Here is a 22,876-nt window from a genome sequence, read left to right as displayed (position 1 = left end):
AAGTGGTGTTATGTTATATTGTTTCATAACACCTGGATGAAAAAATATAAATAACTCCCAAACTTTAATTAAAAGAGAGAATCACCATGATGGCGAAGCATGTATTTCAGCGCAGCTCATTGGCTCTGGCTATTGCATCTGTATTTTTCCTCAGCGCCTGCGATACCAGTGTTGATGTGGTTGCAGACGACAACGATCATGACCATGATCATGAACATGAAAACGGCCACAGCACCGGTCGTCTGGTAATTACAGAAGATGGAACTACCAATGCTTTTGTCTATGACCTGGGCGAAAATGAATTATTCGGGCCTATGGATTTAGGTTTTGAAAGCCGTCTGTACACCAGCCCTGGTTATCGTTATGCCTTAGCGGTTCAGCGTTCGCAGAATCAGGTGCGTTTTATCGATAGCGGTTATGAGTCTGAAGATCATGATGGCCATTCTCATGATCATGAGCATGATCCTGAATTGCTTAGCTATATGCTGACTGGCGAAATGCCAACCCACTACGATTATTTTCTGAACCGTGGTGCTGTTTTTTATGACGGTACGGATGGTACGCCAGCCAAAGTTGAAGTTGTTAGCGACCACAGCATTGCCCATGAGCGCCTGGTGGGAGATGTAACTTTGGATGCGCGCATGCATGGTGCGGCCGAAGTGCGTAACGACTGGTTGTTTACTTCTTATCGTAGTGACCCAGGTGCTGAATCTACTTTACCTGATTATGTTGAAGTTTATGAATTACATGACGACCACTATGATTTTGTGGATCGCTTTGATGAGCCTTGTGAAGGACTTCATGGCAGCGCCATTAATCAGGAACACGTAGCCTTCGGTTGTAGCGACGGTGTGCTGGTAATCAGTGACCATGAGCATGATCATGAGCATCATTTTGAAACGAGTAAAATAGCCAATTTGGATGGTCGTATCGGCACTCTTTATGGACATCCTGACTCGCATATTTTTGTGGGTGTTGCTGGAGATGAACTGTATCGGGTAGATCCGGACCATGGTGAAATGCAGCACATTGACTGGCGCGATGCGGATCATGCAGATGCTGAAGTTGTTAGCATGACTTTTAATTACTCAGGCAACCGTTTTGCTATTCTGGACGACCATGGTTACATGACCATAGTACGTTTCCGTGACGAAGGTCATGACGACTATCCATTCCAGATACAAAGCCACTTCTCTGTACTTGAGCATGTGCATGATGGCCAGGCTGCGATGACTGCCAGTGCCATTAATCACGACGCTTACATTATGGATGTAGAACATAACCGAGTGGTTATTGTTGACCTGCATGATGGTGAAGTGATTGATGAGCGTGATCTGGACTTTACGCCTGCCGGCGCTGTTTGGTTAGGGCCTGTTGCAGCAGAAGATGATCACGACCACGACCATTAATTCAGCTTAATCTTCCCTGGTATAAAGCCGCACATATAGAAAGTGCGGCTTTTTTTATCGTCGGTGTGACAAAGAGGTCCGTCTGATTTGCACGATAACGCCAAATTCCGGATGGTCAAAATAGTGAGTCTCGTGGCTGATAACCCGGCGTAACTGTTTAAAATAATAAGCCCGCAGGAAAGGGACTTCAGGCATACCCTGGGGTAGTTCATATGCCACTTGCTCATCAAAAGTACTGGCTTGCAGAGGCAGTTTAATCTCTTCGCGCAGATTAAATTCGCCGTCTATATGCAGGTAGTTACCCACCAGATAAATATGCATCAGACCGTCAAACTCCCAACTCTGCTCGGGCAGATTAGCTGGCCAGTTTGTTGGTTTCGCCGGCAGGCTAAGCACATTAGGATCAGGTTTGCTAAAGGCGAAATCCCCGCGATCAACCCGTGTTAATAAGTTGTCCAGTTTACCCATCTGCTGCTCAATATTACCTTCAAATGTGGGCATAAAGGTATCGGTTGAACTGACTAGCTGACTGCGGCTAAAACCCAGGTAATCAAATTCGGGGCTGAAGTCATGGCCACCAAATAGACGCACTTTACGCCCTTGTGTGCGATTAACTACCGGCTGTCTCCAGCTCAAGTGAAGTAATGCTTCTTTACCACGCTGGCTTTCCAGTCGTTGCCGGATACTATTCATCTCATGGCTATCCGCGGGCAGCAGAAATGGCTCGCGGGTTTCATGCATATCGCCGCCTGGACCATCGACTATTTTTTCGCTACGTTTGCGCGGGATACTGCGCATGTTTTCATGGTCAGGAAAATACCAGTTGCTGACCAAAGCGTGCTCAAAATCTTCGCGGCACCAACGGGCCTGAGGCGCGGCGGGAGCGGGGATGCGGGTAGGATTTATTTCAGCGCGAATACTGGGTAATACCGGTAACCAACCGTACTTACTGTCCTCACAGGGGGGCAGGGTATTTGCCAGACCGCTGTAAGTTTCAGAAAAAGTTTCACTTAGCGGGTCGTACATGCGATTCAATGGGATTGCATTTACGGGCAGGCTAAAATGTTCTACATCGGCCTGATTCTGAGAGTCCTGCTTAAATACAATGACCTCTACTTCAAACCAGCGTAAATCACTACCAGCAAGGGCAACACCGGAGGTGGCAAAGGCAACCAGGCTACCTAACAAATAAGCTGTTTTTTTCATCGTTACGCGTTGCTCCCTTTGCCTTGTTCATCAGCTGTAAGCTCTTGTAACAGGGACTGTACCAGTTTTATACGACCATGAGTATCTTCTGCACTCTGCTTTACTTTTAAGCGGTTCGGCCCATCCATGCCATAGTAGTCAGGTTGTTTTTGTAGCAGGCCGATAATGGTACCGGGATCCACCTGAGTCTGGCTACCAAATTCAATGTGACCACCTGCTGGACCCAGTTCGATTTTGCGTATGCCTAAAGGCTCGGCGAGCAATCGAAGCTCACTGATACGGATTAGATTTTTGGCTGAATCGGGCAGCAGACCAAAGCGGTCTATCATTTCTATTTGGAGGTCTTCCAGTTCACTTTCGGACTTAGCACCGGCAATCCTTTTGTAAAGACTTAAGCGAATATTTACATCCGGAATGTAGTCGCTGGGCAAAAGTGCCGGGATGCGTAACTCAATTTCGGTTTGCTGACGCAGCAATAAGTCGAGACTGGGTTCTTTACCGGATTTCAGGGCGGTGACCGCTTCTTCCAGCATTTCCATGTACAGAGTGAAACCTATACTTTCAATCTGTCCACTTTGGTCATCGCCAAGCAACTCGCCGGCACCACGAATCTCAAGATCGTGCGTGGCCAGTACAAAGCCGGCTCCTAAATCTTCTAACTGAGCAATAGCTTCCAGGCGTTTGCCCGCGTCTTTGGTCATACGCTTAGGATGCGGTGTTAATAAGTAAGCATAAGCCTGATGATGAGAACGCCCAACCCGGCCGCGAAGCTGATGCAATTGGGCCAGACCTAACTTATCGGCACGATCCATAATAATGGTATTGGCACTGGGGATATCAATTCCGGTTTCAATAATGGTGGTGCATACCAGAACGTTAAATCGCTGATGGTAAAAGTCCGACATGACGCGCTCGAGTTCGCGTTCATTCATTTGACCATGAGCGGTAATGACTCGTGCTTCTGGTACCAGCTCTTCTAACAGCTCAGCTGTTTTAGCGATGCTCTCGACATTATTGTGCAGGAAATAAACCTGCCCACCGCGTAAAACTTCACGCAATATGGCTTCGCGAATGGTGGCTTTATCAAACTCACGGACAAAGGTTTTAACGGCCAGACGCTTAGCGGGTGGGGTAGAAATAATGGATAAATCACGCACCCCGTTCATCGCCATGTTCAACGTCCTTGGAATAGGCGTTGCGGTAAGAGTGAGAATGTCCACTTCGGCACGCAGACGTTTAATTTGTTCCTTTTGACGCACACCAAAGCGATGTTCTTCATCGACGACTAGAAGGCCCAGGTCTTTAAATTCAATATCCTTTTGCAGCAGCTTGTGGGTGCCTATCACAATATCGACTTTTCCCTCTTTTAAGTCCTGCAGAACCTGAGTGGTTTCTTTGCTGGTATTAAAGCGGGATAACACTTCAACCCGTACTGGCCAGTCGGCAAAGCGGTCGCGGAAATTATCATGGTGTTGCTGGGCGAGCAGTGTGGTTGGTACTAGCACGGCAACCTGCTTACCGTCATTAACCGCAGTGAAGGCGGCGCGCATAGCCACTTCTGTTTTACCAAAACCGACGTCACCACAGACCAGACGGTCCATAGCCGTAGGACCTTGCATATCTTCTAATACAGCGCTGATAGCGGTGAGCTGATCGTCGGTTTCAGTGAAAGGGAAGCCGTCCGCAAAACGACGATGATCCTGTTCATTGACGGTAAACGCGTGGCCAGGCTTAGACTCACGGTTAGCGTACACTGCCAGTAACTCTGCTGCGACATCGCGTACTTTTTCAGCCGCCTTACGGCGCGCCTTTTCCCAGGTATCGTTACCAAGCTTATTCAGTGGCGCACTGGATTCTTCGCCGCCACTGTAACGACTGATTAAATGCAGCGCGGACACGGGCACAAACAGCTTCGATTTTTGGGCGTATTCTATGCTCAGGAATTCGGTGTCGGTGCCTGCAGTATTGATGGTGGTTAAGCCCTGATAACGGCCAACACCATGTTCCAGGTGCACCACCGGCTGTCCCACCGAGAGTTCAGCGAGGTTCTTAATCAGCGCATCGGCACTTTGTGCCTGACGTTTGTCATGACGCCGGCGCTGGGTGATTTTATTACCCAGTAGTTCCGCTTCGGTAATGAACCAGACACCAGGCAGGTCATCATGGTTTTCTGCGTAAAATGAATGACTGACACTGCTGACGACAATAGCGCAGGGGGCTTCAATCTTCATGAAGTCGTTAAAGCTATGCACTATCTGAGGGTGAATACGAGCACGGCCCAGAAGTTCCAGCAGACTCTCGCGCCGACCTGCAGACTCTGCGGCAAAAAGCACACGTTGACCTTTTTGCAGCGCTTTTTGGTGTAACTGACGGATACGCGCCAGTGGATCCTGCTGTTTATGCTCTACCTGAATGTCGCTGACCGCTTTTGTCGCAAATTTAACCGGTCCGGGTTGACGTACACCTTCGGGAACATCCATGCGGATACGGGGGCGTTTTTTTAATAAGCCATTTAACTCATCCGCCTGAAAAAAGAGCTGTTGCGGCGGTAACAAAGGCCGTGCAGGGTCCCAGCGACGGTCCTGATAGCGGTATTCAATGTCTTTCCACAGACGTTCAAGCTGACTCTGCAGGTCACCCTGAGTGACCAGCAGAATATCTTCCGGCAGGTAGTCAAAGAGGGTTGCGGTGTTTTCGAAAAACAGCGGCAAATAATATTCGATGCCAGCCGGCCAACTGTTGTGGCTGACTTGCTGATAAACCGATTCACGGGCGTTACTGGCGTCAAACTGTTCGCGGAACTGACGGCGAAAAAGCTCAATGCCTTCTTTATTAGTTGGAAATTCATGGGCGGGTAGTAGCTGAATGCTCTCAATTGGCTCACCTGAGCGCTGAGTTTCAACATCAAAGGGCCGGATACTGTCAATTTCGTCGTCGAAGTAATCCAGTCTGAACGGGTCATGACTGCCCATGGGGTAAATATCAATGATCGACCCCCGCACACTGTATTCGCCATGTTCCATGACCTGAGTCACTGAGCGATAACCGGCTTGTTCCAGTTGCATGCGAAAGCTTTCAATTGGTTTTTGTTGCCCTGGAGTCAGTAAAAATGCCTGGCCATGTATATAGCTGGGTGGTGCTATGCGGTGTAGCAGGGTGTTCAGGGAAACAATCAGAATACCCTGTTCGCTGTCAGGAAGTTTTGCCAGTACACGCAGACGCTCGGAAATAATATCCTGATGCGGCGAAAAGGTGTCGTAAGGCAATGTCTCCCAATCGGGGAAAACACTGATATGTTCCGCAAGCGTGGGACTGAAAAAACGAATTTCATGTTCCAGCCGATAGGCTGCTGGAGCATCTGCGGTAATCAATAAAATACGACGTTTTTCGCGCTCGGCCAGAGTGGCCAGTGCCAGCGCGCTGCTGCTGCCTTCTAACTGGCGCCAGGTTTTGTCCTGGTCACCGCTGGGGACAGCATCAGCTTGAAATACAGAAATAGCAGCCATGAGTAGTTACGACTTATTCATCAGGATGTAAAAGTGCGCCTAGTGTAGCAAATTATTTATGCGCTGGGGTTTGTATTACGCTCCGCAGCGCGCTTTTTAAGCAAGCGGCTTTGCGCGTGCAAACTGGCTCTTACTATGACTTCCCTGTCATCATCACTGATACGCTCAAACAACAGACAAATGCGCTGTTGCTCGCCCTCAGGCAGACAGTCAATAACCCGTGCATAGCTGAAAATGGCGGCTGACTCGTCAGGCATGAAGAGTTTAAGTTCAACTAGTTGCTGCAAGGGCAGTGCTGCATCTGCCAGATAGGAAACCCCTCCGCCGCCATACTCCAGTGTTTGGTAGCGATATTCGCTGGCGTCTTCACGACTGAGCAGGTAACCCAGCAAGGCGTTCAGTTTACGGTTTTGCTGACTTAAAATATCAGCGATCAAACGGCCGTTGTCGCCAATGTTCCGGATAGCTGCAATAGACTGTGCATCAGCACCATGCATCTCACTGGCCAGGCGGAAAACTTCGGGGACCTCTTGCAGAAAACTTTCTTCGTCTGGTAGCTGGCTATCAGCATCCAAGGGCAATACATTAATTTGAATAGGCTCTTTAATGGCATAGTATTCACGGTATTCAGCCATTTGTTGCGCTGCTGTCTGAGTCGTGTCGTCTGTAGTCATGAACCACCCGTATGTGTAAGCAAATATGATTGCCAGTTGTGCCTGCGGCAGATTCTCATTATCCTTGCAAAACTCACTTTAGCAAATATCAATTCATCAGGCGTCTTTTTTATGTTCCAGCCCGTTTCTCTGTTTATCGGTTTACGTTATAGCCGGGCACGACAGGGCTCAGCTTTTACGGCCTTTATTAATCGTTTCTCGCTGGTAGGAATCGTGCTGGGTGTAGCGGCGTTAATTGTTGTGACTTCAGTAATGAATGGTTTTGAACAGCAGTTAAAAAACCGGATTCTGGGGGTCGTGCCTCAGGTCACTGTAAGCCAGTCTGATGGTTCTTCAATGAGTGACTGGCGACAGGTGGAAGAAGAACTGGTTTTGCCTCGCCAGGTTGTACACCATAGCCCTTATGTGCAAATAGAGGGCATAGTGCAAGGCCAAAGTCAGCTGAATGCGGTCATGATCCAGGGTGTTTTTCCGCAGTTTGAGTCGCGCCATAATGTTATTGCTGAGCATTTTCTGCGTGGCAGCATGGATGCGCTTCAACCTGGTGAATACGGCATTATTCTGGGCCGGCCACTGGCTAACCGGCTGGATGTTCAGCCAGGCGAGCAGTTACGTGTATTGGCGGCGGCAGGCGGTCAGTTTACTCCGGTTGGTGTTATGCCGGCGCAGCGTTTGTTCAGAGTACAGGGTATTTTTGAAGTGGGTGCTGATATTGATCAGCAACTGGTGCTGGTGCATGGCCAGGATCTTGCGCGTTTGCTGCGCTACCCGGAAGACGCGGTCACTGGCGTTCGTTTGTATTTGGAGGACGCCTTTCAGGCCACCGAGGTCGCGAGTCAGCTGCGTACTCAGGATGGCGCTGCGGATCTTCGGATCGATGACTGGAGCGAACGTTATGGCCGCTTATTTGCTGCGGTACGCATGGAAAAGGGCATGATGCTGTTTATGCTGGCCGTGGTAGTTGCTGTTGCCGCTTTTAATGTCGTTTCCGCACTGGTGATGGTGATCCATGACAAGCGACATGATATCGCTATTTTGCAAACACTTGGACTAAGCAGGCGTCAGGTTTATTACATGCTGACGGTACAGGGTTTATATAATGGGGTAGTCGGAACTCTTATTGGCCTGATACTGGGGCTGGGCCTTACCTTTGTGCTGAATGATTTATTAACGATACTGAATGTCGAACTTATGCAGCAGACGGCAGGAGAAGGTTTACCTATTGTATTGCAGGGAAGCCAGATTGCCAGTATCGCAGCACTGGCTATTGGCATGACTGTACTGGCCACTCTTTACCCGGCCTGGCGTGCCGCCCGGGTGCAACCCGCTGAAGCACTGCGTTATGAGTAACTTATTATGAGCCTATTACTAAATTGCGAAAATATCAGTAAAATTTTTCAGGATGGAGAGCAACAGGTTCCGGTACTGCAGAATGTAAATTTTCAACTGCATACCGCCGACATGATGGCTATTGTGGGGTCTTCCGGATCAGGCAAGAGCACACTGCTGCATATTCTCGGTAGCCTGGATAAACCAAGCAGTGGTGAAGTTTTTATGCAGGGGCAGGCTCTCAGTAGCCTGAACAATTCTCAGCGTGCGCGCTGGCGTAATCAGAAACTAGGGTTTATTTATCAGTTTCATCATTTACTGGGTGAGTTTAACGCGCTGGAAAATGTTGCCATGCCACTGCTGATTGCCGGACTTTCGCAGTCTCAGGCGAAGAAGAAAGCGACGGCAATGCTGGAGCAGGTCGGTCTGTCACATCGGGCTACGCATCCACCAGCAAAGATGTCCGGGGGAGAGCGACAACGGGTGGCAATAGCCCGGGCTTTGGTTAATGACCCGGATTTAGTTCTGGCTGATGAGCCGACTGGTAATCTGGATGAAGAAACTGCGGAAACGATTTACAGTTTAATGCTGGAATTAAATAAGAAGCTGGATACGGCCTTTATTGTGGTTACTCACGATCAGCATCTGGCGGCTCGTTTGCCAAAACAGACACACTTGCACAATGGTGAATTACTGGATGGCTTGTTATGACATCAAGCTGGTGGTTGCCCTGGAATCTGGCACGGCGCTTTCGGCGCAGTAAACATAAAAACCGTTTTGTTAATTTTATTTCGGCATCTTCTACGCTGGGTATCGCTCTTGGCTGCTGTGTATTAATTGTTCTGTTATCAGTGATGAATGGCTTTCAAAAAGCTTTAGAAGACGAACTATTGTCGCTGGTTCCTCATGTCGAATATCAGGCGGTGCACGATGGACTGCGCGACTGGCGTCAGGTAGTTGAAGATGCCGAGGCACACCCTCGGGTTCTGGCCGCAGCGCCGGTGACTGTGGTGAATACCATGATCCAACAAGGGCGCGGTTTTAAAGGAGTCAGTGCCAGAGCTATTGATCCTGAACTGGAACCCCGGGTTTCGTCGTTACCGGATTATATCAGTGCGGCGGACTGGCAACGTTTTAAAGATAATCCTCAAGGCATGATTCTGGGGCAAGGACTCGCGACTGAGCTGGGACTGGAAGTAGGCGATGGTCTTACTTTGCTGGTGCCTCGAGTTGGACAGGATCGTTCGCGCATGCAAGCACCGCGGCGATTAACGGTCACTTTAGCTGGCACTTTCCGGTTGGGCGGCGAGCTGGATTATCAACAGGCTTATCTGCATTTAGCTCTGGGCCAGGAGGCTATGGGGTTAAGTACCGAAGCCAATAGCGTACGCCTGCGAGTCGATGATTTGTATCAGGCTCCGGTGATTGCGGCGCAGGTAGCGGCGACTTTGTCCGAACATGCGTATATTCGCGACTGGACACGTAGTGAAGGCCATCTGTACCGTGATATCCAGTTAGTGCGCACTGTGATGTATCTGGTACTGGTGCTGGTGTTAGCGGTTGCCAGTTTTAATATTGTGTCGACTTTAGTCATGGTCGTACAGGAGAAAAAAGCCAGTATTGCTATTCTCAAGACCATGGGTGCAAGTGACGCATTGATTATGCGCACTTTTATATTGCAGGGCAGTTTAAATGGTGTATTAGGCATCCTGTTAGGGGGCATTGCGGGCGTGTTATTAGCCTGGCAACTGCCTGCTATTTTTCAATGGCTGGAAAACACTTTTGCCCTGGTTCTGCTGGCGGATGATATTTATTTTATTAGTTCTATTCCCACTCAAATAGCCTGGTATGACGTCTTGTTGGTAATAGGAGTTGCCTTGCTGTTGAGTATGTTAGCGACTATTTATCCGGCCTGGAAAGCAACTCAGGTAGATCCGGCTAAGGCTTTAGTGAGTGCGTGATGCCTTGCGGCGCGCTGAACGTAGCTTTTGCCGTTCTCGCCAGGCTTTGATGGCGGCCTGACGCCACATGATACGAATGGTAAAAAAGCCTGTCAGGCTGGCAATAGTACCTAACAGCAAACAGCCGAAGAGGAAAGGTGGAACTACTGAACCTATACTGGCGGCAAACCAGGACCAGGATAATTCAAAGAGGAAAGGTTCAGGACTTTGTCGCAGCACAAATACACCGAACTGATAGGAAGCAAAAAATATAGCTGGCATGGTAATAGGGTTGCTGACCCAGACCAGGGCGACAGAAAGGGGTAGGTTGGCCCTTGCCGGAATAGCAACGGCAGCCGCCACTACCATCTGAAAAGGTATTGGCATGAAAGCGACAAACAAACCAATAGCAAAGGCCCGCGATGCAGAGCGGCGGTTCAGATGCCATAAATTAGCTTGCTGAGCGACACGACCGAAGATGCGAATAGCTTTGCTATTTGCAATCTTGGCCGGATCGGGCAGAAAACGCTGAATCGTCTTTTTCGGCATCTATGCTTAAAACCTACTACAGGTAACTACTATGGATTGGTGGTTAACAGGAGCCGTTCTGGGCGCCTTCAGCGGTGTATGGATTGACCCCAGTTGGCCCATCTGGCCGCTTATAGTATTAACCTTTATCTGGCTAATACTAGGGTATATTTTACCAGCTTTCCGCTTTTGCACACCATTTAGCCGCACTGAAACTTTATTTATGGGGGCATTGTGCGGGATCTTGTGGGCTTTAATCAATGCCCGCTTTGCAGTTTCGTGGTCTTTACCTGAGTCTGACTATCGCCAAAGCCTGCAAGTTACCGTTACGGTGACTGAGATTGTAGCTCAGAACGACTGGCGTTGGCGCATTGATGGAATCTTGCTACAAGGTCCGGAACACTGGCAACTTAATAGTCAGTGGAAGAAACCAAAGGTACGGCTCAACTGGTATGCGGCAGAGGGCGAGCTTCCTAAACTGGGCGAAACCTGGTTGTTGCAGGTTCGTTTGCGGCCCGCTGCAGGGCTTATGAATCAGGGCAGCTTTAATTATCAGGCTTATCTGGTACGTAAAGGAATTCGGGCTACCGGCAGCATACAGCAGGCTGAATATCTGGATTCGCCACGCCTGCCACAACCACGGCAGTACATCTTCGACTACTTTGAGCAATATCAAGCAGAACTAATACATGCTGGCGTGTTACTGGCTTTAACGCTGGGAGAGCGTCAATGGCTGAGTAATGAAGACTGGCGACTGCTGCAGCAGACTGGAGTCGCGCATCTGATGGCGATTTCCGGGTTGCACCTGAGCATGGTTTTCGCAAGTAGCTGGCTTATTTTCCGCTGGCTACTGGCATTGCTGCCCCGCAAGGACCCGACACAGCAGTACAATCTCAGTTATCAGGCTCTCGTTGTCGCCTGGCTGCTAGCCTTGACGTATGCCGCTCTGGCGGGTTTTGCCGTGGCAACATTACGGGCGCTACTGTTAATTACAGTGGCTGTTTTTTATCGTTTACTTGCGCGCAGAATAACTACACATCGTCTTTTGCTCAGGGTTCTGGCTGCCGTACTCGTGTTAGACCCCCTGGCCTGGCTGGATACCGGATTCTGGTTGTCCTTTGTTGCTGTATTAGCGATTTTCAGTTGGTTGTGGCGTCTGCCTCATCATGCTCAAAGTCGAGGATGGAAGCACTCACTTCTGCAGCTTTGGCGACTGGAGGTCATGTTAACCTTGTTGCTCTGGCCTTTGTCTGTCTTTTTTTTCCAGGGGCTATCTTTATTAGCGCCGCTGAGCAATCTGCTTATTATTCCGCTGTTTAGTTTTGTTATTTTGCCTGCAGCATTATTGGCTGTGCTGCTTTTACTGTTGCAACTACCAGGAAGTTACTTTTTATTAAAGTTAGCCGACCAGGTTTTGCAGTTTGTCTGGTGGGCTCTGGAGGTCGCCGGACAATGGTCCTGGATCTGGTTTGATGGCTGGCCGCTTACGACGACCTTACTACTCTTTGCTGCCTTGCTGTTAAGCTACCTGCCGCTCTCACTGCAAAGGCGTGCGCTACTCATGGGCGCATTCTTATGCAGTGCCCTGAGCTGGCACTGGCAGCGGCAGCAGGATACTAGTCTCTATCTGCATATGCTGGATGTAGGACAGGGGAGTGCATTGGTTGTGCAGCGTGGTGACAGGGCGGTGGTGGTGGATGCCGGGCCTGCTTATGTTGGTGGTTTCGACTTAGGGCAAGCTGTAGTGGTTCCTTTTTTGCAGCGTCGTGGGTTAACTCCTGATTACCTGATTTTAAGCCATTCACATCAGGATCATACCGGGGGAGCGGCTGCGGTGCGTCAGGCTTACCCGCAGATTATTAATATCACGACTGACGGCAAACACTGGCCCTGTGAGTGGGGGCAGGTGTGGTTGTGGGAAGAGGTTCATATCAATGCGCTGGCCCCTTTGCCTGGGCCGTCATTTGGGCCCAATAATGATAGCTGTGTTATTCAGCTTAGCTACCAGGGGCAGCGAATACTGTTACCGGGGGATATGGAACGCATTACTGAATTCCGACTGCTGCGACGTTATGCAAAAACCTTAGCCAGCGATGTGCTATTAGTACCGCATCATGGTTCGCGCACATCCAGTGGTGAGGCTGTTTTAGCCGCAATTCGACCAAAAATTGCACTAATCAGCCGTGGTTACCTGAACCGTTTTAGTATGCCGCATGAAGAAACTTTGCAGCGACTGCGGGCTAGTGGTGCGCGCATCTACGATAGCGGAGAGTCAGGCCAGGTAACGCTTCGTTGGCACAAGGGAAGCTGGCATAGCTATCCGTATCGAACCCGATTGGCGCCTTACTGGTTTAATCAAATTTAACTCAAGGGGGTGGAAGCTGGTCATGGGGCTACCCTTTCAGGTAAAATGCCCGGGTTATAATTCAGAAATGGCGAATGCATGGATTCAAATAAAGAAGTCCGACAAAAAACGTTCCGGCGCCTGTTAGGTTATGTAAAGCCTTATCGTCTGGCCTTTATTGCAGCGGTAATTGGTATGCTGGGTTATGCGGGTATTGACACCTTTTTCTTTTCTCAAATTGAAACGCTGATAGACGATGGCCTGGGTGAAAGTAACCCGACCATATTACTGTATGGTGCGCTTTTTGTGCCCTTGGTGTTTTTATTGCGTGGTTTCTTTAATTTTATATCCACTTATTTTTTAAGCTATGTCGGTTTTCGTATTGTCAGCGTCATGCGCCAGGAGCTTTTCGAGCACCTGATGCGGGTGCCTGTGTCCTACCATGACAAAATGTCGACAGGTGATTTGATTTCTAAAATCACTTACGACACCCAGCAATTAGCTGAAGCTACTAGCCGGGCTCTCTTGACTCTTATTCGTGAGGGCGCTTTTGTAATTGGGTTATTGGGCCTGATGATCTATCACAGTTGGCAGTTGTCGTTAGTATTTCTGTTAGTCGGGCCTTTAATCGGCAAAGTAGTTGTTATTGTATCTAAGCGCTTTCGCCAGGTCAGCAGCCGCATTCAAACTGCAATGGGTAATGTAACTACGACAGCTGAGCAGATGATCAATGGTCATCAGGTTGTGGTTATGTTTGAAGGCCAGAAACGGGAAGCTGAACGTTTTGACGATATCAACAAAGTCACTCGTCAGCAGAATATGAAGCTGGTGAATACCCGTACTATCAGCACTTCAGTAATTCAGTTTATTGCCTCCTTGAGTTTGTCTATGGTGCTGGTTATAGCCAGTTTCCCAAGTATGCTGGATCAGTTGACTCCAGGGGCTTTTACGACCTTGCTTACCGCCATGATTATGTTGTTACGGCCGTTAAAGCAGTTAACTAATGTGAATGCTGATTTTCAACGAGGCCTGGCCGCTGCAACCAGTATTTTTTCGGTACTGGATCAGGATAAAGAAGTGGATAAAGGTAAGCGCATACTGGACAGAGCTCGGGGCGATATTGAGTTTAAAAGTGTTACTTTCCGTTATCCGGATACCGAAGAGCCTGCGTTACATGATATTAGTTTCTCAGTTGCCGCCGGCCATAGTGTGGCATTGGTTGGCCGCTCGGGAAGCGGCAAATCTACCATATCCGCGTTACTGACGCGCTTTTACGACTATGAAACCGGGTCTATTGAGCTGGATGGACATGATATTCGTGAATATAGCCTGAAATCATTGCGTCGTCAGTTCGCTGTGGTATCTCAGAGCGTTACTTTATTTAATGACAGTATCGCCAATAATATTGCGTATGGCGCGGCGGGGGACGTCTCTCAGGAACGTATTGAGGAAGCCGTGCGCTTAGCTTATGTGCATGAATTTGCGGATAACCTGCCTCAGGGGCTGGATACTATGGTCGGTGAAAACGGCGTAATGTTATCCGGTGGTCAGCGGCAGCGCATTGCTATCGCACGAGCACTATTGCGAGATGCACCGATATTAATTCTGGATGAGGCTACCTCAGCATTGGATACTGAGTCAGAGCGACATATTCAGGAAGCCTTGGATAATCTGCAGGAGAACCGAACCTCACTGGTGATTGCTCATCGTTTATCAACTATTGAAAGCGCGGATGAAATTCTGGTGCTGGAACATGGTCGCGTTATTGAACGGGGAAGCCATGAAGAACTGCTGGAGAAGAATGGTCCCTATGCGCAATTACATAACATGCAATTTGGTGGTCTTGAGTGAGTCAGAAGATTCAATCCTGGTGGTATGCTAAGCGCTTACCTATCTGGTTATGGCCATTTTTGCCATTAACCTTTTTATTCATTTTCTTTAGCATTCTGCGGCGTATCGCCTATGCCATAAGGGTTATTCCGAGCTGGAAAGCGCCGGTGCCAGTTATTGTGGTAGGTAATATTACGGTAGGCGGTACCGGGAAAACACCGTTGGTACTGCGCCTGGTAGAAGAGTTGCAAAAAGCCGGGCTGCGCCCCGGGGTGGTTAGTCGCGGTTATGGCGGTAGAGGACCTTTCCCACAATCGGTAAAGGCTGATTCCAATCCACTTGAGGTTGGTGACGAACCTGTGATGCTGGCGACCATTAGTGGTGTTCCGGTGGTGGTCAGTCCTAAGCGCGTAGATGCCGCAAAATATTTACTGGCTGAACATCAGTGTGACGTTATTATTAGTGACGATGGTCTACAGCACTATGCCTTACGTCGTGATCTGGAAATAGCGGTAGTCGATGCAGTCCGTGGCACGGGCAATGGTTTTCGTTTGCCCTGTGGCCCGTTACGCGAATCCAGACGTCGTCTGAAAAAGGTCAACTGGGCTCTTATTAATGGAGCAGAAACAGTAACCGGCAAGCAGGTAGCCATGCGTCTGGTATCTGTTGGCTGGCGCAGTGTGCGTACTAATGCTGAGATTGAAAAACCAGATGGTGAGTCAGTTATTGCCATTGCTGGTATAGGTAACCCACTGCGTTTCTTTAATCTGCTGAGCCAGGAAGGTTTGCATGTGGAAGAAACCCGTATTTTTGCTGATCACCACCAGTTCTCTGCGACTGACTTCTATGATGTGAGTAATAGGTTCCCGGTAATTATGACCGAGAAAGATGCTGTCAAATGTCACTCGTTTGCTCGTCCTCACTGGTATTATTTAAAAGTGGGCGCCCAACTTCCCAGCAGTTTTATTGAGGACTTTATTAAGCAGGTTAAGGAGTTACGTCATGACGCTTAACGCAAATTTACTGGCGGTCATTGCTTGTCCGTCGTGCAAAGGTAAGCTGGTATGGGATCAGGATAAAACGCACCTTGTGTGTCGTGGTGAAAGTCTGGCTTACCCGGTAAACGATGGCATTCCAGCTTTATTGGCTGATGCCGCAAAACCACTAACCCCTCAAGAATTGGAGAAGGTACCTAAGTCATGAGTTTTACAGTTGTCATTCCGGCACGTTATGAATCAACTCGCTTACCGGGGAAACCGTTGGCAGATATTGCTGGTAAACCCATGGTGCAGCATGTGTATGAGCGAGCGCAGGCGAGCGGAGCGGCTGAAGTTGTAGTTGCTACGGATGATCAGCGTGTGTTTGATATTGTCAGCGGCTTTGGTGGGCAGGTCATGATGACCTCAAAAGAGCATCGTTCGGGTACTGAAAGACTCGCGGAAGTTATTCAATTAATGGCGCTTGCAGATGATGAGGTGGTGGTCAATGTGCAGGGCGATGAGCCTCAGATTCCACCGCAAATTATTCGCCAGGTGGCGGAGAATCTGGCTTCTCAGCGACAGGCACCTATGGCTACCCTGGCTGTTCCATTGCAGTCCGTGGAAGAAGCTTTTAACCCCCATGCAGTGAAAGTTGTACTGGATGGCAGCGGTTATGCGCTGTATTTTAGTCGTGCACCTGTGCCCTGGGATCGTGAGCATTTTACTGATAAGGATAGTTTGCAGGAATTGTCCGCAGGTTATCTGCGCCATATTGGTATTTATGCGTATCGTGCAGAATTTATTCATCGTTATGCAGACTGGAATGCCAGCCCTCTGGAGCAGCTGGAGTCGCTGGAGCAATTGCGGGTGTTATGGCATGGAGAGCGCATTCACGTAGCTCAAGCGATTGCAGATCCGCCGGCAGGCATTGATACTGTTGAAGATCTGGAGCGGGTACGGCAGTCGATGAGCCAGTCACCAGTCACCAGTCACCAGTAAAGTAACCAGCAAAAGAAAAGGGGCAGCTAAAAGCTGCCCCTTTTCTGTCTAGCCCATACTGGACATTTGTGCGTATTCATCTTCCCAGAAGAACTTCTCTTCCCCGAAAGCGGGTTTAAGATCGTGCAACCAGGTTGCTTTCTCATCGTATTGGGCAAAGAAAGGGTGCTGCACCCAGGCTGGGTTGCGTCCCTGAATAAAACGCAGCACAAAAACCTTCTCACCATGAATCTCAGTTACACCCTGAATTTCCACTTTGCCCGGACCAGCACTCATTGAAGGGCCACGTACGGTACGGGCCAGGCCAGAAACCTGCTGGTAGGCATCACGGAATATCTCCCAGGTGCGGTACAGCGGTACTTCAAAATAACGTTTGGCACCCGTATCACGCTCTACGAACATATAATAAGGGACCATACCCAAACGTACCTGTTCCTGCCACATTTCTGCCCAGGCATCCGCATCATCATTCAGATTACGTAATAGTGGCGCCTGACAACGGATTTGAACGCCAGTGGCACGGATACGGCGAATCGCTTCGCGACAGACTTCGGTACGCATTTCCTGCGGATGGTTAAAGTGCGCCATGAAAGAGACGTGCTTGCCTGCTTTTACCAGTGTTTCCAGTAGCTCCAGAAGTTCTTCGGAATCCGGATCTGTGATATAGCGGTAAGGCCAGAAGGTCAGTGACTTACTACCGATGCGTATGGTCTGTACATGATCATATTTAGCGTCGGTTAGTGGCAGCAGGTATTCACGAAGTTTTTTCGTGCGCATGACCATAGGGTCGCCGCCAGTTACCAGCAGGTCGGTCACTTCTTTGTGCTGCTCAAGGTAACGGTGTAGCGAGTCAGCATCATTTGAGTTCATGCGCAAAGATTTACCGACAAACTGCGCCCAGCGGAAACAAAATGTACAGTAAGAATGACAGTATTGCCCCTGCGATGGGAAGAAGAGCACGGTTTCCCTGTATTTATGCTGCATACCGCGCAGTGGTTCGCCGTCTACTGTAGGCACATTCATTTCCACCTGGCCGGCAGGGTGAGGATTCATTTCCTCGCGTAATTGTTCGGCTAAGTTAAAAATTTCGTTGGTAGTGCCACCGTTTTTCATCAGTGTCGCCATGCGATCATAAGCGGATGGTTCTATCATCTCGCGTTGTGGGAAAACTAGTTGGAAAATTGGATCATTAGGTACTTTTTCCCAATCGATAAGTTCGTTAAAGACGTATTCGTTGACCCGGAAAGGCAATACATTAGCGACAACCTTCATTTCGAACAGCATTTCTTCCGGCACCCGTTTCAGGGCCTCGATCTTATCCAGCTGGCGATGCTGGTAAACTTTAAATTTACGTGGCAAAAACTCTGGCGGTTGGATGGTGACTACTTGCTGCATAAATGCTTATCTTCCCCGTTCGTTTGCTTGGGCGTATTTTCAATAGCGGCATATTATACCGGAAAACCCCGTTCATTTCAGCATTAGCGCCAGCCTCCAGCTGACGGGGGCTGGAACGGAATGATAGTACATTTTGCCTATCCACCGATGTGACAGCCGCAAAAAGGTTAGCTGGATTGCCCACTACAGGTTATCGGCTAAGTGTTGGTGCTAGCCTCAGAATAAAATTATAAATAAAACGATAAAATTACAAACAACCCTATAGACACCTAGCCATCTAAATGTTTAGACTGCCTCATCGTTGGTTTTATTATTGATTAGGGCAGGTTATGAAATTAGAATCTTTAGCGTTACATCATGGATACAGTTCAGAAGCTCCGGTGCGGGCCGCAGCGGTTCCTATTTATCAGAGCACTTCTTTTACCTTCGACGATACCCAGCATGGTGCGGATCTTTTTGACCTTAAAGTAGAGGGTAATATTTATTCGCGCATTATGAATCCGACGAATGCGGTGCTGGAAGAACGTTTGACGGCTATCGAAGGCGGCATTGGGGCTTTAGCCGTTGCCTCGGGCCAGGCCGCTACCGCTTATACCATTCAGACCTTGACTAAGGCCGGCGATAATATTGTCAGTATCAACCAGTTGTATGGTGGTACTTATAATTTATTTGCTCATACCTTACCGCAGCAGGGCATTGATGTGCGCTTTGCCAGCCATGACGATTTTGCAGGACTGGCTTCGCTTATTGATGAAAAAACCAAGCTGGTTTTTTGTGAATCTATAGGTAACCCGGCGGGTAACGTAGTGGATATTCAACGTCTGGCTGAAATTGCGCATGCTGCTGGCGTGCCTTTGGTTGTCGACAACACAGTAGCGACACCGGTTCTCTGTCGTCCTTTTGAGCATGGCGCTGATATTATTGTGCATTCACTGACTAAATATATAGGCGGTCATGGAACTACGGTTGGGGGTATTATTATTGATGGTGGTAAATTCGACTGGACAGCTCAGCCGGAGCGCTTCCCACAATTGAACGAGCCGGACCCCTCTTACCATGGTGTGGTTTATACCGAAGCTCTGGGCGAAGCTGCCTTTATTGGTCGTGCCCGGGTGGTACCTTTGCGTAATACTGGAGCGGCGCTGGCCGCGCAGAGTGCATTTAATCTGTTGCAGGGGCTGGAAACGCTGGCACTGCGGGTGGAGCGCCATTGCGATAATGCATTGCAGGTTGCGCAATACCTGCAGCAACACCCAAAAGTAAGCTGGGTGAACTACGCCGGATTGCCGGATAGTCCCTATTATGCCAACGCGCAGAAGATAAGTAGTGGTAAGGGCTCGGGTATTTTAAGTTTTGGCATTGTAGGGGGCCAGGCCGCAGGGGCTCGTTTCATCGATGCTCTGCAGCTTATATTGCGTTTGGTTAATATAGGGGATGCAAAATCATTGGCTTGCCATCCAGCCAGCACAACGCATCGACAACTGGCGCCGGACGAGCTGGCCAAAGCCGGAGTATCTGAAGATCTGGTGCGCATTTCAGTGGGCATTGAACATATAGACGACATTATCAGCGATATTGAACAGGCACTGGCCGCGGTATAATCCGTTAAAGAGCATTCAGCCAGTTGCGTAGCAGAATAACACCACTGTGTTGCCAACTGGCCTGCGGAAGCCGCTCAGGATTGTTGTCTGGAAAATAATGAAGGGGCATTGCAGCGGCAATGCCCTTTTTTTGATCGCGAGTAAATTCCTGCGCTAAGGTATGAGCTTCGTATTCAGGGTGTCCGAGCAGAAATACTCGCTTGTGCTTATCATCGCTGACCAGGCAGGCGCCAGCTTCGCCAGAGTTAATAAGCACCTTAAGTTGAGCTTCCTGATGTAATTGTTGTTGGCACACTTCCGCATACCTGGAATGCGGAATATACAGACTGTCATTTAAGCCCTGAGTCAGTTGGTGTGGCACCACACTCTGATGTTGGAAAACACCACTGAGCTTTTGCTTCTTGAGTACTCTGGGCAACTGATAAAAGTGGTGAAAGGCAGCGTTAGCTGCCCAGCATAAATAGAGACTAGGGATCTGTTGCGCAGAGCTACGGCTGAAAATTTGAATCAATTCCTGCCAGTAACCGACATCGTTAAAAGCAAATTTCCCCAACGGGGCTCCGGTAATGATCAAAGCATCCAGATTGTTGGCCTGCTGCCAGTCGCGATAAAATTGCTCTAAATAGACCAAGGGTGTATTTTTAGATTGCCAGTTGCTGAGTTTTAACAGGTCAACGTGCAGCGGCAGCCCGGTTTTAGCCAGCAGGCGTAACCAGTGACGTTCGGTTGTCGGCTTATCTGGCATCAGGTTAAGAATACCTACGCGCGGACCGCTAGCCTGGCTACTACGGGCTAATTGTATGGGCAGACCTTCATCCTGCAAAAGGGTACAGGAAGGAGGCAGGGCGCTAAGGCTAATACCCTCAACTCTTTGCATTTGTAGGCATCCTTAGATATGTTTGCGCTAGCTCCCTATACTAAAGCTTATAGGACCTGACTTAAAAGACTATTTCCTTATTTGTGGTAGTTCGGAGGAGTATGGATAGCCAGTTAAATACACTTGCACGCTCAGTATCAAACGCGAGCAATCTGGAAGACTTAACTCGCTCATTGCTGCGGCTTGTTCAGCGGATCAGTGGCTTAGAGTCCATTTACCTGACGGTAGTTGATAAAGAAGCCCAGATTCAGCGCGTGCTCTATGCTGAGAATGCTGCTGACTTAACCATCGCTGAAGGGCTATCGGTACCCTGGAAAGACACCTTGTGCCGCCGCGCATTGCAGGAAGGTCGTTTCGCCACTGATGATGTACCTGGATGCTGGGGTGACTCTATGGCAGCCCGTCAACTGAATCTGCAATCCTATGTTGTGGTGCCTGTATTGAATGAGGATCATTCCTTATTTGGTACTTTGTGTGGTGCCAGCACGATAAAAACTGAGGTGAGCGAGGAGGTCGTCGAGCTGCTGCATTTATGTGCCGAGCTGATTTCCCATCAGCTGGAACGGGAACGGCAGGCCGACCTTGCTGAAAGCCGCGCTTCTTACGCTGAAGCCCGGCTGAGCCAACTGCAGATGATTACTGAAGTCAGTCGAATTTGTCTGGCCGCTAAACGGCTACCCGATGCGATCATTCAAATTACCGATATACTCAGCAAGGATTTAGCCTGGAGCCATATCACACCTGTTTTAGTGGCCGGCACTGAACTCGAATTGTTGCGAGCTAACGGCGACCATGAAGAAGCCCTGCGTTTGGTGAAGCAGATGCTGAGCAGCGATGAGAAACAAATACAGTTAATTATAGAAAACCAGCTGGAGCCCCTGATATGGGGAGATGCCGATACTGAAGCACAAAAGATGATTGTGGTTATCACTTCGGATGAAGGTGTTGAAGCGGCGCTGGTGGTGCAGCTAGACACGCAGAAGCTTCCTTGTACAGATAGTATGAAGCTTCTGAATGGTACCGCCAATGCCTTGTCTTTGCTGGCGGCCCGGCTTGCTGATCATGAGCAGCTTGAAGCGGCTAATCAGGTATTGGAGCATCGATCTATGCATGATGTACTGACCGGATTACCTAACCGTCGTTATCTGATCGAGGCACTGGAAGATAAGCTGGTGCAGGCAGAGTCCTTAGGCACTTTGATTTATACAGCCTTTATTGATTTGGACGGCTTCAAAAAATTAAATGATGAGCACGGCCATGATGTAGGCGATGAGTTTTTGCGCGCTTTTGCCGCACGCATCAGTCGGGTTATGCGTGGGCATGATCTGATAGCCCGTTATGGTGGAGACGAGTTTGTTTTTGTGGGTGAAGGCAGTGCGGATGGGGATCCTGACAAAACTGGTAAACAGATTGTTGAACGAATTCGCAAAGCCTGTACCGGCCGCTATGAATTACCCAGTACAGAACTTGACTATGCAGGCCCCAGTATAGGCATTATTCACTGGCAGGCCGGAGATGTGATGGACGCTGACATTGTTTTGGCCCGGGCGGATACGGCTATGTATGCGGATAAGCAGGCCCGCCGCAAGCCCACCAATTAACTGGTGGGTTTTTCGGAAATGTAAATAGTGATAAAACCACTGATAACAGAGGTTCCATCAGCTCTGAAACCCTCTACCTTTACATCCAGATCACCAGGTTTCCAGTCATCCGGCGAGGTGTTCGCGGTGATGCGGATATCCGAGTCCGCTTTCGCCGTATAATTAACCTGCATGCCTTTAGGTATCCAGCGTAAGTGCTTAGGTATGCTGGCTTCTGCCACAGCCCCCATCGCCATTTCCAGCCCGTTGCATAATGCTATCGCATGCACAGTGCCAATATGATTATGCACGGCTTTACGCTTCTTGAATGTTAACTCACAAAAATTCGGTTCCAGCTCGGTGATGAGCGGACGAATGCTGGCAAAGTAGGGCGCTTTGCGGGCAAATAAAGCAGAAAAAATGCGCTTTCCAGCGGGAAAACGCTGACACTTCTGGTACAAACGAAGCAAATAATTTGACGTGGACACCGGGCACCTCGAGGTCTGACCTGTAAGTTAATATTGCCTGCAATATAGCATAAATATGAGTCCAACTTGCAAAATATGGATTTGCCTGCAAAGCTGAATACTGCTTTCTAAGTATTATTTTGCTGTTAACAGTCGGTTGAAATATAAGAGGTTTTATGAACTTTCAGAGGCGTACTCAAGACGCAGGGAG

Annotated in this window: 18 protein-coding genes; 11 read left to right on the top strand and 7 right to left on the bottom strand. The window is 49.0% G+C overall.

The genetic code is table 11. The features are described 5' to 3' along the window. Positions 1–86 precede the first annotated feature (86 nt). Entirely contained in the window at positions 87–1,409 is a 1,323-nt protein-coding gene (locus CWE09_RS04340; RefSeq protein ID WP_126802781.1) for a hypothetical protein, read from the top strand. A 54-nt stretch (positions 1,410–1,463) separates the two neighbouring features. Here the strand turns inward: CWE09_RS04340 and CWE09_RS04335 are convergent, their stop codons facing one another. Genes CWE09_RS04335 through CWE09_RS04325 form a run of 3 tightly spaced genes read right to left on the bottom strand, consistent with a single transcriptional unit; the run spans position 1,464 to position 6,795 of the window. Then, a complete protein-coding gene (locus CWE09_RS04335; RefSeq protein WP_126802780.1) occupies positions 1,464–2,615 on the bottom strand; it encodes a CsiV family protein in 1,152 nt (383 codons plus the stop codon). Between the two features lie 2 nt (positions 2,616–2,617). Then, positions 2,618–6,121 carry a transcription-repair coupling factor gene (gene mfd / locus CWE09_RS04330; protein ID WP_126802779.1) on the bottom strand — a complete coding sequence of 1,168 codons (3,504 nt, stop codon included), beginning with the start codon at positions 6,119–6,121 and terminating at the stop codon, positions 2,618–2,620. A gap of 56 nt (positions 6,122–6,177) precedes the next feature. After that, complete coding sequence (locus CWE09_RS04325; protein WP_126802778.1) at positions 6,178–6,795, bottom strand: PilZ domain-containing protein; 618 nt, start codon at positions 6,793–6,795, stop codon at positions 6,178–6,180. 111 nt (positions 6,796–6,906) lie between these two features. Here CWE09_RS04325 and CWE09_RS04320 point away from each other — a divergent pair, with 111 nt between their 5' ends. Genes CWE09_RS04320 through CWE09_RS04310 form a run of 3 tightly spaced genes read left to right on the top strand, consistent with a single transcriptional unit; the run spans position 6,907 to position 10,085 of the window. Next, positions 6,907–8,145, top strand: coding sequence for a lipoprotein-releasing ABC transporter permease subunit (locus CWE09_RS04320; protein WP_126802777.1), 1,239 nt, complete (start codon positions 6,907–6,909; stop codon positions 8,143–8,145). Between the two features lie 3 nt (positions 8,146–8,148). Then, entirely contained in the window at positions 8,149–8,835 is a 687-nt protein-coding gene (gene lolD / locus CWE09_RS04315) for a lipoprotein-releasing ABC transporter ATP-binding protein LolD (protein ID WP_198679721.1), read from the top strand. Further along, positions 8,832–10,085: a lipoprotein-releasing ABC transporter permease subunit gene (locus CWE09_RS04310; RefSeq protein WP_126802775.1), complete on the top strand. Its 1,254-nt coding sequence runs from the start codon at positions 8,832–8,834 to the stop codon at positions 10,083–10,085. The genes lolD and CWE09_RS04310 overlap by 4 nt, the downstream gene beginning before the upstream one ends. Here CWE09_RS04310 and CWE09_RS04305 read toward each other — a convergent pair. Next, entirely contained in the window at positions 10,071–10,613 is a 543-nt protein-coding gene (locus CWE09_RS04305) for a DUF2062 domain-containing protein (RefSeq protein WP_126802774.1), read from the bottom strand. The two genes, CWE09_RS04310 and CWE09_RS04305, sit on opposite strands and share 15 nt — an antisense overlap. A gap of 31 nt (positions 10,614–10,644) precedes the next feature. Here CWE09_RS04305 and CWE09_RS04300 point away from each other — a divergent pair, with 31 nt between their 5' ends. From CWE09_RS04300 to kdsB, 5 genes are all read left to right on the top strand, one after another. Beyond that, on the top strand, positions 10,645–12,957 hold the full coding sequence (locus CWE09_RS04300) for a DNA internalization-related competence protein ComEC/Rec2 (RefSeq protein WP_126802773.1): 2,313 nt from the start codon (positions 10,645–10,647) through the stop codon (positions 12,955–12,957). 78 nt (positions 12,958–13,035) lie between these two features. Next, positions 13,036–14,787, top strand: coding sequence for a lipid A export permease/ATP-binding protein MsbA (msbA, locus tag CWE09_RS04295; RefSeq protein WP_126802772.1), 1,752 nt, complete (start codon positions 13,036–13,038; stop codon positions 14,785–14,787). Then, entirely contained in the window at positions 14,784–15,779 is a 996-nt protein-coding gene (lpxK, locus tag CWE09_RS04290) for a tetraacyldisaccharide 4'-kinase (RefSeq protein WP_126802771.1), read from the top strand. The genes msbA and lpxK overlap by 4 nt, the downstream gene beginning before the upstream one ends. Continuing rightward, positions 15,769–15,969 (top strand): Trm112 family protein, encoded by a 201-nt coding sequence (locus CWE09_RS04285; protein WP_126802770.1) that lies wholly within the window; start codon positions 15,769–15,771, stop codon positions 15,967–15,969. Before lpxK ends, CWE09_RS04285 begins: the two co-directional genes overlap by 11 nt. After that, positions 15,966–16,745: a 3-deoxy-manno-octulosonate cytidylyltransferase gene (kdsB, locus tag CWE09_RS04280; protein ID WP_126802769.1), complete on the top strand. Its 780-nt coding sequence runs from the start codon at positions 15,966–15,968 to the stop codon at positions 16,743–16,745. The genes CWE09_RS04285 and kdsB overlap by 4 nt, the downstream gene beginning before the upstream one ends. A 48-nt stretch (positions 16,746–16,793) precedes the next feature. Here kdsB and CWE09_RS04275 read toward each other — a convergent pair whose 3' ends face one another. Then, complete coding sequence (locus tag CWE09_RS04275; RefSeq protein ID WP_126802768.1) at positions 16,794–18,140, bottom strand: KamA family radical SAM protein; 1,347 nt, start codon at positions 18,138–18,140, stop codon at positions 16,794–16,796. Between the two features lie 329 nt (positions 18,141–18,469). Between CWE09_RS04275 and CWE09_RS04270 the strand changes: the two genes are divergently transcribed. Beyond that, a complete protein-coding gene (locus tag CWE09_RS04270) occupies positions 18,470–19,741 on the top strand; it encodes an O-acetylhomoserine aminocarboxypropyltransferase/cysteine synthase family protein (RefSeq protein ID WP_126802767.1) in 1,272 nt (423 codons plus the stop codon). A gap of 4 nt (positions 19,742–19,745) precedes the next feature. Here CWE09_RS04270 and CWE09_RS04265 read toward each other — a convergent pair whose 3' ends face one another. Then, positions 19,746–20,618, bottom strand: a complete 873-nt coding sequence (locus tag CWE09_RS04265) for a homoserine O-succinyltransferase (RefSeq protein WP_126802766.1) — start codon at positions 20,616–20,618, stop codon at positions 19,746–19,748. Positions 20,619–20,719: 101 nt separating this feature from the next. On the opposite strand from CWE09_RS04265, the gene CWE09_RS04260 reads away from it, so the two are divergent. Next, positions 20,720–22,219, top strand: coding sequence for a GGDEF domain-containing protein (locus tag CWE09_RS04260; RefSeq protein ID WP_126802765.1), 1,500 nt, complete (start codon positions 20,720–20,722; stop codon positions 22,217–22,219). On the opposite strand, the gene CWE09_RS04255 is transcribed toward CWE09_RS04260, so the two are convergent. Next, positions 22,216–22,686 carry a hotdog fold domain-containing protein gene (locus CWE09_RS04255; RefSeq protein ID WP_126802764.1) on the bottom strand — a complete coding sequence of 157 codons (471 nt, stop codon included), beginning with the start codon at positions 22,684–22,686 and terminating at the stop codon, positions 22,216–22,218. The genes CWE09_RS04260 and CWE09_RS04255 overlap by 4 nt on opposite strands. Positions 22,687–22,876: the final 190 nt, after the last annotated feature.

Source organism: Aliidiomarina minuta, from assembly GCF_003987145.1.
Taxonomy (GTDB): Bacteria; Pseudomonadota; Gammaproteobacteria; order Enterobacterales; family Alteromonadaceae; genus Aliidiomarina; species Aliidiomarina minuta.
This window is presented reverse-complemented; position numbering and strand designations above follow the sequence as displayed.

Excerpts from the sequence above, each read along its gene's own strand:
- CWE09_RS04340 (WP_126802781.1), top strand. The coding sequence starts at position 87 with ATGATGGCGAAGCATGTATTTCAGCGCAGCTCATTGGCTCTGGCTATT.
- CWE09_RS04335 (WP_126802780.1), bottom strand. The coding sequence starts at position 2,615 with ATGAAAAAAACAGCTTATTTGTTAGGTAGCCTGGTTGCCTTTGCCACC.
- mfd (WP_126802779.1), bottom strand. The coding sequence starts at position 6,121 with ATGGCTGCTATTTCTGTATTTCAAGCTGATGCTGTCCCCAGCGGTGAC.
- CWE09_RS04325 (WP_126802778.1), bottom strand. The coding sequence starts at position 6,795 with ATGACTACAGACGACACGACTCAGACAGCAGCGCAACAAATGGCTGAA.
- CWE09_RS04320 (WP_126802777.1), top strand. The coding sequence starts at position 6,907 with ATGTTCCAGCCCGTTTCTCTGTTTATCGGTTTACGTTATAGCCGGGCA.
- CWE09_RS04310 (WP_126802775.1), top strand. The coding sequence starts at position 8,832 with ATGACATCAAGCTGGTGGTTGCCCTGGAATCTGGCACGGCGCTTTCGG.
- CWE09_RS04305 (WP_126802774.1), bottom strand. The coding sequence starts at position 10,613 with ATGCCGAAAAAGACGATTCAGCGTTTTCTGCCCGATCCGGCCAAGATT.
- CWE09_RS04300 (WP_126802773.1), top strand. The coding sequence starts at position 10,645 with ATGGATTGGTGGTTAACAGGAGCCGTTCTGGGCGCCTTCAGCGGTGTA.
- msbA (WP_126802772.1), top strand. The coding sequence starts at position 13,036 with ATGGATTCAAATAAAGAAGTCCGACAAAAAACGTTCCGGCGCCTGTTA.
- CWE09_RS04285 (WP_126802770.1), top strand. The coding sequence starts at position 15,769 with ATGACGCTTAACGCAAATTTACTGGCGGTCATTGCTTGTCCGTCGTGC.
- kdsB (WP_126802769.1), top strand. The coding sequence starts at position 15,966 with ATGAGTTTTACAGTTGTCATTCCGGCACGTTATGAATCAACTCGCTTA.
- CWE09_RS04275 (WP_126802768.1), bottom strand. The coding sequence starts at position 18,140 with ATGCAGCAAGTAGTCACCATCCAACCGCCAGAGTTTTTGCCACGTAAA.
- CWE09_RS04270 (WP_126802767.1), top strand. The coding sequence starts at position 18,470 with ATGAAATTAGAATCTTTAGCGTTACATCATGGATACAGTTCAGAAGCT.
- CWE09_RS04265 (WP_126802766.1), bottom strand. The coding sequence starts at position 20,618 with ATGCAAAGAGTTGAGGGTATTAGCCTTAGCGCCCTGCCTCCTTCCTGT.
- CWE09_RS04260 (WP_126802765.1), top strand. The coding sequence starts at position 20,720 with ATGGATAGCCAGTTAAATACACTTGCACGCTCAGTATCAAACGCGAGC.